Annotated in this window: 13 protein-coding genes; 9 read left to right on the forward strand and 4 right to left on the reverse strand. The window is 61.6% G+C overall.

Annotation, left to right across the window (positions count from 1 at the left end; genetic code table 11):
- Positions 1-108 precede the first annotated feature (108 nt).
- The gene (locus AC07N4_RS04285) at positions 109-672 is read right to left on the reverse strand and encodes a helix-turn-helix domain-containing protein (protein ID WP_096820141.1); all 564 of its coding nucleotides are present in this window, start codon (positions 670-672) and stop codon (positions 109-111) included.
- Between the two features lie 85 nt (positions 673-757).
- On the opposite strand from AC07N4_RS04285, the gene AC07N4_RS04290 reads away from it, so the two are divergent.
- The 7 genes from AC07N4_RS04290 to AC07N4_RS04320 all read left to right on the forward strand — a co-directional run bounded on the left by AC07N4_RS04290 (position 758) and on the right by AC07N4_RS04320 (position 7,898).
- On the forward strand, positions 758-1,696 hold the full coding sequence (locus tag AC07N4_RS04290; protein WP_102620905.1) for a DMT family transporter: 939 nt from the start codon (positions 758-760) through the stop codon (positions 1,694-1,696).
- Positions 1,697-1,858: 162 nt separating this feature from the next.
- Positions 1,859-4,759, forward strand: coding sequence for a monovalent cation/H+ antiporter subunit A (locus AC07N4_RS04295; RefSeq protein WP_102620904.1), 2,901 nt, complete (start codon positions 1,859-1,861; stop codon positions 4,757-4,759).
- Positions 4,759-5,103: a Na+/H+ antiporter subunit C gene (locus AC07N4_RS04300; RefSeq protein ID WP_096820144.1), complete on the forward strand. Its 345-nt coding sequence runs from the start codon at positions 4,759-4,761 to the stop codon at positions 5,101-5,103. The genes AC07N4_RS04295 and AC07N4_RS04300 overlap by 1 nt, the downstream gene beginning before the upstream one ends.
- Positions 5,100-6,779 (forward strand): monovalent cation/H+ antiporter subunit D, encoded by a 1,680-nt coding sequence (locus AC07N4_RS04305; protein WP_493065032.1) that lies wholly within the window; start codon positions 5,100-5,102, stop codon positions 6,777-6,779. The genes AC07N4_RS04300 and AC07N4_RS04305 overlap by 4 nt, the downstream gene beginning before the upstream one ends.
- Positions 6,776-7,264, forward strand: a complete 489-nt coding sequence (locus tag AC07N4_RS04310) for a Na+/H+ antiporter subunit E (protein ID WP_096820146.1) — start codon at positions 6,776-6,778, stop codon at positions 7,262-7,264. The genes AC07N4_RS04305 and AC07N4_RS04310 overlap by 4 nt, the downstream gene beginning before the upstream one ends.
- Positions 7,261-7,539: a K+/H+ antiporter subunit F gene (locus AC07N4_RS04315; protein ID WP_003225959.1), complete on the forward strand. Its 279-nt coding sequence runs from the start codon at positions 7,261-7,263 to the stop codon at positions 7,537-7,539. The genes AC07N4_RS04310 and AC07N4_RS04315 overlap by 4 nt, the downstream gene beginning before the upstream one ends.
- Positions 7,536-7,898, forward strand: coding sequence for a Na+/H+ antiporter subunit G (locus tag AC07N4_RS04320; RefSeq protein WP_096820147.1), 363 nt, complete (start codon positions 7,536-7,538; stop codon positions 7,896-7,898). Before AC07N4_RS04315 ends, AC07N4_RS04320 begins: the two co-directional genes overlap by 4 nt.
- On the opposite strand, the gene AC07N4_RS04325 is transcribed toward AC07N4_RS04320, so the two are convergent.
- Positions 7,895-8,335 carry a DUF3995 domain-containing protein gene (locus tag AC07N4_RS04325; protein ID WP_493065033.1) on the reverse strand — a complete coding sequence of 147 codons (441 nt, stop codon included), beginning with the start codon at positions 8,333-8,335 and terminating at the stop codon, positions 7,895-7,897. The genes AC07N4_RS04320 and AC07N4_RS04325 overlap by 4 nt on opposite strands.
- A 94-nt stretch (positions 8,336-8,429) precedes the next feature.
- On the opposite strand from AC07N4_RS04325, the gene AC07N4_RS04330 reads away from it, so the two are divergent.
- Positions 8,430-8,816: a DUF2946 domain-containing protein gene (locus AC07N4_RS04330; RefSeq protein ID WP_457381218.1), complete on the forward strand. Its 387-nt coding sequence runs from the start codon at positions 8,430-8,432 to the stop codon at positions 8,814-8,816.
- Positions 8,817-8,909: 93 nt separating this feature from the next.
- Positions 8,910-11,042: a TonB-dependent receptor gene (locus tag AC07N4_RS04335; protein ID WP_493065034.1), complete on the forward strand. Its 2,133-nt coding sequence runs from the start codon at positions 8,910-8,912 to the stop codon at positions 11,040-11,042.
- A 37-nt stretch (positions 11,043-11,079) separates the two neighbouring features.
- Here AC07N4_RS04335 and AC07N4_RS04340 read toward each other — a convergent pair whose 3' ends face one another.
- Complete coding sequence (locus AC07N4_RS04340) at positions 11,080-12,093, reverse strand: ABC transporter substrate-binding protein (RefSeq protein WP_493065035.1); 1,014 nt, start codon at positions 12,091-12,093, stop codon at positions 11,080-11,082.
- A gap of 116 nt (positions 12,094-12,209) precedes the next feature.
- Positions 12,210-12,407, reverse strand: coding sequence for a hypothetical protein (locus AC07N4_RS04345; RefSeq protein ID WP_493065036.1), 198 nt, complete (start codon positions 12,405-12,407; stop codon positions 12,210-12,212).
- Position 12,408: the final 1 nt, after the last annotated feature.

Below are 12,408 nucleotides of genomic sequence, written 5' to 3' on the forward strand. Positions count from 1 at the left end.
CATGCCTGAATATAATTTCGTTATTTATCAATAGATTGAGAGAACAACCTAAAGCAGTCTGCACGAAGAATAGAGCAAACTGTTTATCAGCTGTCGGCCCTGCAACAGTCAGATCACCACATTACGCACGAAGCGCGCCGCGACTTCCCCGTCATTGCGATAGGTGTGCGGCTGATTGCTGGCGAACATGAAAAACTCGCCGGCGGCGATGTGCTGCGGCTGGTCGCCGAGCATCAGGGTCAAGCAGCCTTCAAAGACGAAAATCTGCTCGCTCCAGCCCTCGGCGTCCGGTTGCGAGGGATAGACCTCACCCGGTTGCAGGCACCATTCCCACTGTTCCACCGCGCGGGTGGCGTTGGCCTTGGACAGTAAAACGGCTTTGCTGCCGGGAATGCTGCCGGCCCAGGCGAGTTCGTTGATACGGCCCGGATCGCGGTTGTCCGGGGCCTGGATAAGATCGCTGAACGCCACTTCGAGGGCTTCGGCGACACGATCGAGGGTGGTCAGGCTGACGTTTTTTTCGCCGGCCTCGATCGCGACCAGCATGCGCCGGCTGACCCCGGATTTTTCCGCCAGCGCTGTCTGGCTCATGTCGGCGGCGTGGCGCAGGCGTCGGACGTTCTGGCTGACGTGTTGCAGGACCGAAGCCCGTTGTACAGAATCTTTGTGCACTATATTGCTCACTGGCTGGGGTTGGGCAGTATACTGCGCAACATTTGGCGCATTGTGCATCGCCTCTTCAAAAGTGCGCAAGGTCATGACGTCAGCCAACTCCCCCCAAACTCCCCTGCGGTTTTCCCGGTTCAGCAAAGCCGAATGCGTGCTGGTGCTGATCACCATGCTTTGGGGTGGCACCTTTTTGCTGGTGCAGCACGCGATGACCGTCAGCGGGCCGATGTTTTTCGTTGGCCTGCGCTTTGCCGCAGCGGCGAGCATCGTCGCGCTGTTTTCGTGGAAACACCTGCGTGAGCTGACCTTGTTCGAACTCAAGGCCGGCGCGTTCATCGGCGTCGCGATCATGCTCGGCTATGGCTTGCAGACCGTTGGCTTGCAGACCATCCCCAGCAGTCAATCGGCGTTCATCACCGCGTTGTACGTGCCGTTTGTGCCGCTGCTGCAATGGTTGGTACTCGGTCGTCGTCCCGGTTTGATGCCGAGCATCGGGATCATGCTGGCGTTTACCGGGTTGATGCTGCTGTCGGGGCCGTCCGGCGCTTCGTTGAATTTCAGTCCCGGTGAAATCGCCACACTGATCAGCGCCATCGCCATAGCGGCGGAGATCATCCTGATCAGCACTTATGCGGGCCAGGTCGATGTGCGCCGGGTAACGGTGGTGCAACTGGCGGTGACCTCGGCACTGGCGTTTTTGATGGTGGTGCCGACCGGTGAAGCGCTTCCGGACTTCTCGTGGTTACTGCTGAGCACCGCCCTGGGATTAGGTGCGATGAGCGCAGCGATTCAGGTGGCGATGAACTGGGCGCAGAAAAGCGTTTCGCCGACTCGTGCGACCCTGATCTACGCGGGTGAGCCGGTCTGGGCAGGGATCGCCGGTCGGATTGCCGGTGAACGTCTGCCGGCGATTGCATTGGTGGGCGCCGGGTTGATTGTGGCGGCGGTGATCGTCAGTGAGTTGAAGACCAAGGGCAAAACCACGTCGGACCTCGAAGAAGAGCTGAGCCGCGAAACCGAGCACTGATCGAACCCACGCTAAAGCGTGGGTTCGCGCATTTCCCCTCCCTGAAACAATGTGAACCAAACAATTTGCGGCTACTTTGTAGGATTCAGAGACATCCTCGCGTTTGGTGATCCGGGAGCTGGCACGTATGATGCTTCACAAACTTCCGCAGATTAGAAGCCTATGTCCCTGATAGTTCTACTGCTTCTGCCTTTTGTGGGCAGCTGTCTGGCAGCCGTGCTGCCGCACAACGCACGTAACGCCGAATCCCTGTTGGCAGGCCTGGTCGCTTTGATCGGTACTGTCCAGGTCGCCTTGCTGTTCCCGCAAATCGCCCATGGCGGCGTGATCCGTGAAGAGTTCATGTGGCTGCCCAGCCTGGGCCTGAACTTCGTCCTGCGCATGGACGGCTTCGCCTGGCTGTTCTCGATGCTGGTGCTGGGCATCGGCACCCTCGTTTCCTTGTATGCCCGTTATTACATGTCGCCGGATGACCCGGTGCCGCGTTTCTTCGCGTTCTTTCTGGCGTTCATGGGCGCCATGCTCGGGCTGGTGATCTCGGGCAACCTGATCCAGATCGTGTTTTTCTGGGAGCTGACCAGCCTCTTCTCGTTCCTGTTGATCGGCTACTGGCACCACCGCCACGACGCCCGGCGCGGCGCCTATATGGCGTTGATGGTTACCGGTGCCGGCGGATTGTGCCTGCTGGCGGGGGTCATGATCCTCGGCCATGTGGTCGGCAGCTATGACCTGGACAAGGTCCTGGCCGCCGGCGATCAGATTCGCGCACATGCCCTCTACCCCATCCTGCTTCCCCTCATTCTCATCGGCGCCCTCAGCAAAAGCGCCCAGTTCCCCTTCCACTTCTGGCTGCCCCACGCCATGGCGGCGCCGACACCGGTTTCGGCCTATCTGCACTCGGCGACCATGGTCAAGGCCGGGGTCTTCTTGCTCGCGCGGTTATGGCCGTCGCTGTCCGGCAGCGAAGAATGGTTCTACATCGTCAGCGGTGCCGGCGCCGCCACGCTGTTGCTCGGCGCGTACTGCGCGATGTTCCAGAACGACCTCAAGGGGCTGCTGGCCTACTCGACCATCAGCCATCTCGGCCTGATCACATTACTGCTGGGCCTGAACAGTCCGCTGGCAGCGGTCGCGGCGGTGTTCCACATTCTCAACCACGCGACTTTCAAGGCTTCGCTGTTCATGGCCGCCGGGATCATCGACCACGAAAGTGGCACCCGCGACATCCGCAAGCTCAACGGCCTGTTCAAACTGATTCCGTTCACCGCCACTCTGGCGATGGTCGCCAGTGCGTCCATGGCCGGCGTGCCGTTGCTCAACGGTTTCCTGTCGAAAGAAATGTTCTTCGCCGAAACCGTGTTCATCAATGCCACAGCGTGGGTTGAAGCCGCGCTGCCCATCGTGGCGACCATCGCCGGTACGTTCAGCGTTGCGTACTCGCTGCGCTTTACCGTCGACGTGTTCTTCGGCCCGACCGCCACCGATCTGCCGCACACCCCGCACGAGCCGCCGCGCTGGATGCGTGCACCGGTTGAGTTGCTGGTGTTCACCTGTTTGCTGGTAGGGATTTTCCCGGCTCAAGTGGTCGGTCCGTTGCTGGCCGCCGCGGCGTTGCCGGTGGTCGGTGGCGTGCTGCCGGAATACAGTCTGGCGATCTGGCACGGTCTCAATGCACCGATGATCATGAGTCTGATCGCCATGTCCGGCGGCATCGTGGTCTACCTGCTGCTGCGTAATCAGCTCAAGCGTGGCCGTTTCAAGTTCCCGCCGCTGGTGGGCCGTTTCAACGGCAAGCGTCTGTTCGAGCGCAGCCTGGTGGCGATGATGCGCCTGGCCCGACGTCTGGAGCGGCGAATCGGCACCAAACGCCTGCAAACGCAGTTGTTCCTGATGGTATTGGCGGCAGTGCTCGCCGGGCTGATCCCGATGCTGCACAGCAGCCTGAGCTGGGGTGACCGGCCGAAGATCCCCGGCTCCATCGTGTTCGTGACCCTGTGGCTGCTGGCAATCGCCTGCGCCCTCGGCGCCGCGTGGCAGGCCAAGTATCACCGTCTCGCCGCCCTGACCATGGTCAGCGTCTGCGGCCTGATGACTTGCGTGACCTTCGTCTGGTTCTCGGCACCGGATCTGGCCCTGACACAACTGGTGGTCGAAGTGGTGACCACGGTGCTGATCCTGCTGGGCCTGCGCTGGCTGCCACGACGGATCGAAGAGGTTTCGCCGCTGCCGAGCAGCCTGCGCAAGGCCCGTGTGCGGCGTCTGCGCGACTTGCTGCTGTCGATTGCCGTCGGCGGCGGCATGGCGCTGCTGTCCTACGCGATGCTGACCCGCCAGACCCCGAACGACATTTCCTCGTTCTACCTGAGCCGCGCCCTGCCTGAAGGCGGCGGCAGCAACGTGGTCAACGTGATGCTGGTGGACTTCCGTGGCTTCGACACCCTCGGGGAAATCACCGTACTGGTGGCCGTGGCGCTGACCGTATTCGCCCTGCTGCGACGCTTCCGCCCACCGAAAGAAAGCCTGCAACTGCCAGCCCAGCAACGCCTGCTGGCGCCGGACGTGGTCACCGATCTGGTCAACCCGCGTTCGGCCAGCGACACCGCACTCGGCTTCATGATGGTGCCAGCGGTGCTGGTTCGCCTGTTGCTGCCGATTGCATTGGTGGTGTCGTTCTACCTGTTCCTGCGCGGCCACAACCAACCGGGCGGCGGGTTCGTCGCCGGCCTGGTGATGTCGGTGGCGTTCATCCTGCAATACATGGTCGCCGGCACCCAGTGGGTCGAGGCGCAAATGAGCCTGCGACCGCTGCGCTGGATGGGCACCGGGTTGCTGTTCGCCACGGTCACCGGTCTTGGCGCGATGCTGGCGGGTTATCCGTTCCTCACCACGCACACCTGGCATTTCAGCGTGCCGGTGCTGGGTGACATCCATATCGCCAGCGCCCTGTTCTTCGACATCGGCGTGTATGCGGTAGTGGTGGGTTCGACGTTGTTGATCCTCACCGCCCTCGCCCACCAATCGGTCCGGGGTCACAAAACCGCTGCCATCAAAGGAGCCGTCTGATGGAAGAAGTCATCGCAATCGCCATCGGAGTGCTCGCTGCCTCCGGCGTCTGGCTGATCCTGCGCCCGCGGACGTTCCAGGTGGTCATGGGCCTGTGCCTGCTGTCCTACGGCGTCAACCTGTTCATCTTCAGCATGGGTAGCCTGTTCATCGGCAAGGAACCGAACATCAAGGATGGCGTGCCGCAGGATCTGCTCAATTACACCGACCCGCTGCCTCAGGCGCTGGTGCTGACGGCGATCGTCATCAGCTTCGCCATGACCGCGCTGTTTCTGGTGGTGCTGCTCGCTTCACGGGGCCTGACCGGCACCGACCATGTGGACGGTCGGGAGCCCAAGGAATGACGGCGATGACTCACCTGATCGCTGCGCCGATTCTGCTGCCGCTGCTGACCGCCGCCATCATGCTGATGCTCGGCGAGAAACACCGGCCGCTGAAGGCCAAGATCAACCTGTTCTCCAGCCTGCTGGGCCTGGGCATTTCCGTGCTGTTGCTGCAATGGACCCAGACCACCGGCGTACCCAGCTCCATCGGCGTCTACCTGCCGGGTAACTGGCAGGTGCCATTCGGCATCGTGCTGGTTGTGGATCGGCTGTCGGCCTTGATGCTGGTGCTGACCGGCATCATCGGCGTCAGCGCCCTGCTGTTCGCCATGGCGCGCTGGGATGGCGCAGGCTCAAGCTTCCACGCGCTGTTCCAGATTCAGTTGATGGGCCTGTACGGCGCGTTCCTGACGGCTGACCTGTTCAACCTGTTCGTGTTCTTCGAAGTGCTGCTCGCGGCGTCCTACGGTTTGCTGCTCCACGGCTCGGGCCGGGCACGGGTGTCGTCGGGGCTGCATTACATTTCGATCAACCTGCTGGCCTCGTCGCTGTTTCTGATTGGCGCAGCATTGATCTACGGCGTCACCGGCACGCTGAACATGGCCGACCTCGCAATGAAGATTCCGCTGGTGCCGGAGGCCGATCGTGGCTTGCTGCATGCCGGCGCGGCGATTCTGGCGGTGGCGTTCCTGGCCAAGGCCGGGATGTGGCCGCTGAACTTCTGGCTGGTCCCGGCCTATTCCTCGGCCAGTGCGCCGGTGGCGGCGATGTTCGCGATCATGACCAAGGTCGGCGTCTATACCTTGCTGCGCCTGTGGACGCTGCTGTTCTCCGGGCAGGCCGGCGCCTCGGCCTACTTCGGCGGCGACTGGCTGATCTACGGCGGCATGGCGACCATGCTCTGCGCGGGCGTGGCGATCATCGCCGCGCAACGCCTGGAGCGTATGGCCAGCCTGAGCATTCTGGTGTCGGCGGGGATTCTCCTGTCGGCGGTCGGTTTCGCCCAGCCGAATCTGATCGGCGCGGCGCTGTTCTATCTGGTCAGCTCGACTCTGGCACTCAGCGCACTGTTCCTGCTGGCAGAACTGATCGAACGTTCGCGCACCGCCATCGAAATACCGCTCGAAGACGAAAACGAGTTGCTGCCGCGTCCGCAGGAATGGCAACGACCGGTCAAGGGCATCAACCTCGACGATGACCAGAAAGCCGTGGTCGGCCAGGTGATTCCGTGGACCATGGCCTTCCTCGGCTTGAGTTTCATTGCGTGTGCGCTGCTGATCATCGGCATGCCGCCGCTGTCGGGGTTCATTGGCAAGCTGAGCCTGATCGGCGCCCTGCTCAACCCGCTGGGGCTCGGCACTGGCGAACCGATCTCAACTGCTGCCTGGACGTTGCTGGCATTGCTGATCCTCACTGGCCTCGGCTCGTTGATGGCTTTCTCGCGATTGGGTATCCAGCGTTTCTGGTCGCCGGAAGAGCGCCCGTCGCCGGTGCTGCGCAAACTCGAATGCGTGCCGATTTTCCTGCTGCTCGGTCTGAGCATCGCCCTGACCTTCAAGGCTGAGCCGCTGCTGCGTTACACCCAGGCCGCCGCAGACGCGTTGAACAACCCGCAGCAATACGTGATGGCGGTGCTTGGTACGCGCGCCGTGCCAAGCCCGGAAGCCAAGGCTGCGCTGTTGGAGGTACAACCATGAAGCGTCTGTTTCCTGCTCCGTGGCTGTCGCTTGCGCTGTGGCTGTTGTGGCTGGTGCTGAACCTGTCGATCAGCCCCGGCAATCTCCTTCTCGGTGCCGTACTGGGCTTCTGCGCGCCACTGATGATGCGCAAACTACGCCCGCAACAGATCCACATTCGCCGGCCCGGTGCAATTCTGCGCCTGTTCCTGCTGGTCGGGCGTGACGTGATCATCTCCAATCTGGCGGTGGCCTGGGGCGTGCTCAACGCCGGTCGCCGCCCGCCTCGCTCACGCTTCATCAAGGTGCCACTGGATCTGCGCGATGCCAACGGTCTGGCGGCGCTGTCGATGATCTGTACGGTCGTGCCCGGCACGGTGTGGTCGGAGCTGGCGCTGGATCGCAGCATTCTGTTGCTGCACGTCTGGGACCTGGATGACGAGGCGCAATTCATCCAGCACTTCAAGGTCACTTACGAGCGGCCGTTGATGGAGATTTTCGAATGAGCCCGCTGCTGTCGAATGCCATTCTGCTGACGCTGTTCCTGTTCTCGCTGGCGATGGTGCTGACGCTGATTCGCCTGTTCAAAGGGCCGTCGGCACAGGACCGGGTACTGGCGCTGGACTACCTGTACATCGTCGCCATGTTGATGATGCTGACGCTGGGGATTCGTTATTCCAGCGACACCTATTTCGAAGCGGCGCTGCTGATCGCGCTGTTCGGTTTCGTCGGCTCGTTTGCCCTGGCGAAATTCCTGTTGCGTGGCGAGGTGATCGAATGAACGCTGAATTGTCTCTGTGGGTGGAAATCCCGGTGGCGATCCTGCTGGTGCTCAGCGGCGTGTTTGCCCTGATCGGCGCAGCCGGGCTGTTGCGGATGAAGGATTACTTCCAGCGCATGCACCCGCCGGCGCTGGCCTCGACCCTCGGCGCGTGGTGCGTGGCACTGGCGTCGATCATCTGCTTTTCCGCGCTCAAGTCCGGGCCGGTGCTGCACGCGTGGCTGATCCCGATCTTGCTGTCGATCACCGTGCCGGTGACCACCCTGCTGCTGGCGCGTGCGGCGTTGTTCCGCAAACGTATGGCCGGGGACGATGTGCCGGCCGAGGTGAGCAGCCGACGCACCGAGAGCGGCAGCTAGATCCAGGCAACAGCCAACAGCCCGGCTCCCAGAATCAGACACAGCGGCGAGTAAACCCAAGTGTCGAGCCGGGCAAACCGCGACCCCTTCACTTCCTTGAAAAAACCCACCAGTTCCGAATCACCAATCGCCCTTGCAAACATCAGCAGCGCAATTGCGCTGATCACCCACTGCAACGCCCAGTGATGCACCGGCGAAAACCACCAGCCCACCCTCATGCACACCAGTGCGGCAATCAGTAGCAGGGCTGCCGCCACCGCCAACGTGATCCAGCCTGACGGCTTGAACGCCGGTCTGAGCGTCAGCCCGCCGTTATCCACCGGAACCTGCGGCACCGCCGCCACAGCCGCCCACTCTCCACCCATCGCCCAATACACATGCATCAGGCTGATCGCCGCAAATATCGTCACCAGCCATTGAGCCAACACAAAGGTCATGGTCGAGAATCCTTTCAAGGGACTTGAACAAAACATCCTAGTCGGCATTTTTACATGTGCACGACCGGTCAGCGGTGCGGTAAAGTGCCGCCCCATGAAATTCACCCGTTCCGATCGCTCACTGCTGGCCTGGATGCTCTATTGCTGCGTCCTGTTCAACGTGTTCGCCTGCAGCATCGGTCACGGACAAATGGTCGGGATGCAGCTCAACGGAATCGGTGGCCAGTTCTGCGCCGTCGACCCGAGCACCCAGGCGCCACTTGCGTCCAATCCTTCCGAAGAAAAACTGCCGACTCTGGCCAAAGCCTTTGGCTGTCCGCTGTGCTCCACCGGCGGCATGGGCCCGGCGTTCAACTCCAGCCTGACCCTGGCGATCCTGCCGGAACAACACAGCCCACCGCTGCCGGTCATCGTCAGCGCCGACCTCCCTGCCCGCTTCATCTGGCCTTCGGCCAACCCCCGCGCCCCGCCGCTCGCCTGAGTGTCTTTGCCTTTTTGATTTGTCAGCCCACTGCGCCAACGCGCGGCGTTCGTCTGTGCGCTGACTCCTAGACAAGCATTCAGGATTCAATCGATGAAACAACTTACCTTGCTGGCGAGCCTGTGCGGCTGCCTGTCCGTCAACGCCTGGGCACAATCCACCGTGGATCTGGCGCCGATCACCATTGACGGCGAGTCCGCCGCCGAACCGGGGCTGAGCCTCGACCAGTCCAGCGGCATGGCCTCGCGCCTCGGCTTGAGCGTACGCGACACCCCGGCCTCGGTAGCCATCGCCAACCGCAACGACATCGAGCGCCACGGTGCGCAGAACTTCCAGGACGCCGCCAACACCCTGCCCGGCGTCAACGCCAGTGCACCGCCGGGGTTTGGCGGATTCGTGTCCTATCGCGGTTTTACCAGCAGCCAGATCACCCAGATGTTCAACGGCGTCAATGTCTCTGGTGGTTTGGCGCGGCCGGTGGACTCGTGGATCTATGATCGGGTGGAGCTGGTCGGCGGCCCGTCGTCGCTGATCAACGGCGCCGGTTCGGTGGGCGGCTCGCTGAACTACGTGACCAAACTGGCCACTCGCGACGAGCAAGCCGCCGAAGGCCGGGTCAGCTATGGCACCTACGACACCACCGAAACCGCGTTCGGCCTCAACCACGCCCTGAGCCAGCCCGGCGCCGACGTGCAGCATTACGCCCGCCTCGACGTCAGCCACAACACCAGCAACGGCTACATCGACCGTCAGGAACGCGATGCCTGGAGCATGGCGTTCTCTCTGCTCAGCGACCTGACGCCAAACCTGTCGCACACCCTGGCCCTGGAATACCAAGACGAACACGAAGACAGCCCGTACTGGGGCACCCCGGTGCTCAACCCCAAGGCTGGCGAGTTGAAAATCGACCGGCACAACCGCTTCAACAACTACAACGTCGAGGACGGTCGCTACGAGCAGCGGACGATCTGGGTGCGCTCGATCATCGATTACCGGATCAATGACAGCACCACCCTGCGCAACACGCTCTATCACCTCGACAGCCAGCGTGATTACCGCAACCTCGAAACCTACCAGTACAACGCCGACAACAGCGCCGTGAACCGCTCCACGGCGTATCAGGTGCGGCATCAGGGTGAGCAGGACGGCAATCAGTTCGAACTGCGCCACGACAACACGCTGTTCGGCCTCGACACCACCTGGTCCGGCGGCTTCGAGTACAAGGTCAACCAGACCACCAACTCGCCGCTCAACGTCAAAGGCGCGAGCACCGTGGACCCGAACAATTATCGCCCGGGGCACTTCTATGACATTCCGGGCACGAAGCCGGGTTTTGTCAGCGACAAGACCAACGAGGTCACCACCAAGGCGTTGTTCGCCGAAAACCGCCTGGCACTGACTGACAAACTCTCGTTGCTCACCGGCCTGCGCTATGACGACATCGACCTGGACGTGACCAACCATCGCACGGTGACGGCGAGCAACCCGCGCCACCTCAAGCGCAGTTGGGAACCGGTCACAGGGCGCGTCGGCCTGACCTACCAGTTCATTCCATCAGCCAACGTTTATGTGCAATACAGCACCGCCGCCGAGCAACCCGGTGGTACTCAGGACTTCGATGTTTCAACGGGCAAGCAATGGGAAATCGGCAGCAAGTTCGACTATCTGAACGGTCGCGGTTCCGCGACAGTCGCGGCTTACACCATCGAGCGCAAAGACTTTGCCGTCACCGATCCACTGGACCCGACCAACAGCATTCCGGTCGGCCAGCAGACATCCAAAGGCATCGAGATTGCCAGCTCACTGCGGATCACTGACAAGCTGCTAGCCGAGGGCAATTTTGCCTGGGTCGATGCGCAATACGATGAGTTCAACGAGAAGAACGCCGCCGGCGTGGTGGTATCACGCAAGGGCAACACGCCGACCAATGTGCCGGATCGGGTCGGCAATCTGTGGCTGACCTATGACTTTTCGCCACAGTGGCAAGGCGGGGTTGATGCGCGGTATGTGGCCTCGGTGTATGCGGATAATGCCAACACCATGACCGTACCGTCGTACACGTTGTTCGGGAGCTTCCTCAGTTACAAGGTCGATACGCACACCACTATCACCGGCCGCGTGCGTAACCTGACGAACGAGGTGTATGCCGAATTCGCCCATGTGTCGCCGGCTTACTACCTGGGCACACCGCGCACCTTTGAACTGGCAGTGCAGACCCGGTTCTGACTCAACCTGGCGAGGGGCAAGCCCCCTCGCCACCTCACTACAATCCTGCCTGAACCTTCTCCGCCACATCCTTAGGCAACCACGCCTGCCACACATCCGGATGGGCCTTCATGAACGCCTCCGCCGCTTCCCGTGGCGGGGTGTGTTTCTCGCTCATATCGGCCAGTGCCTTGTTCAAATCATCGATCGGAAAATCGACCTTGCTGAAAAACGCCGCGATCTGCGGATATTGCTTCTGAAACGGTGCAGACACCCCGATCGACAGTTTCGAGGCCAATGAACGGGTCGGTTTCGGGTTGGGATTGTCGGCGTCGGTCAGGGTCTTCCAGGCCTCGGCGTCGAACGGTGGCTCTTCCAGTTGCACCAGTTTGAACTTGCCGAGCAACGGCGTTGGCGACCAGTAATAGAACAGTACCGGTTTGCCCCGGCGGATCGACGAACTGATTTCGGCATCCAGCGCCGCACCGGAGCCGCTGCGGAAATTGGTGAAGTCATCCTGCAGCCCATAAGCCGTGAGCTTCTGCTTGTTCACCACTTCCGACGTCCAGCCGATCGGGCTGTTGAGGAACCGCCCCTTGCTCGGGGTTTCCGGGTCCTTGAACACGTCCTTGTACTTCTTCAGATCACTGACACTGCGCAGGTCCGGCGCCAGCGGCTTGATGCCTTTGGCGGTGTCGCCCTTGATCACGTACTCAGGCACCCACCAGCCTTCGGTGGCACCCTTGACCGTATCGCCAAGGCTGGCGACCTTGCCTTCGGCCTCGGCCTTGACCCACACCGGACTGCGCCCGGCCCACTCCTCGCCGATGACCTGAATGTCATTGTTGGCCAGCGCGGTTTCCAGGGTAATGGTGGTGCCTGGCAACGTATCCGTCGGCAGGCCATAACCCTTCTCGACGATGATCCGCAGGACATCGGTGATCAGGCTGCCGCTTTCCCAGTTCAGGTCGGCGAAGTGAATCGGGGTCTGCGCCGCACTGACCGCCGGCACCGCAGCCATCAAGCCGAATGTGGCCATGAAAGCGGCCAGCAACCGTCGAAATCCGTTCATGCTTTTGCACCTCGTGCTGTTCACAGCAATAGCAGGAAGGCCTGGGGCCTCTGAATACTCAGTCAACTGACTGTAGACGAGGTTCCTGCTTTTTCAGGGGCATGACACGGACGAGGCTACTTTTCAGACATTTCCTTCAAGCGTTGAAGCTCGCGTCTGACCATGCTGGCGTATTCAGCAGGCTGCAAAGCGTAGATCTGCGAGGCGACCCAACCGAGCCAGGCGCCCTTCAATTCGGCCTTTACATCGAACAGGCGCCGGGCTTCATCGCGGGCGCTGTCGAGGTTCTGCAAATGGAAATCGGCGCGACTCACG

The sequence above is a fragment of the Pseudomonas sp. GW821-FHT09E04 genome, assembly GCF_059416185.1.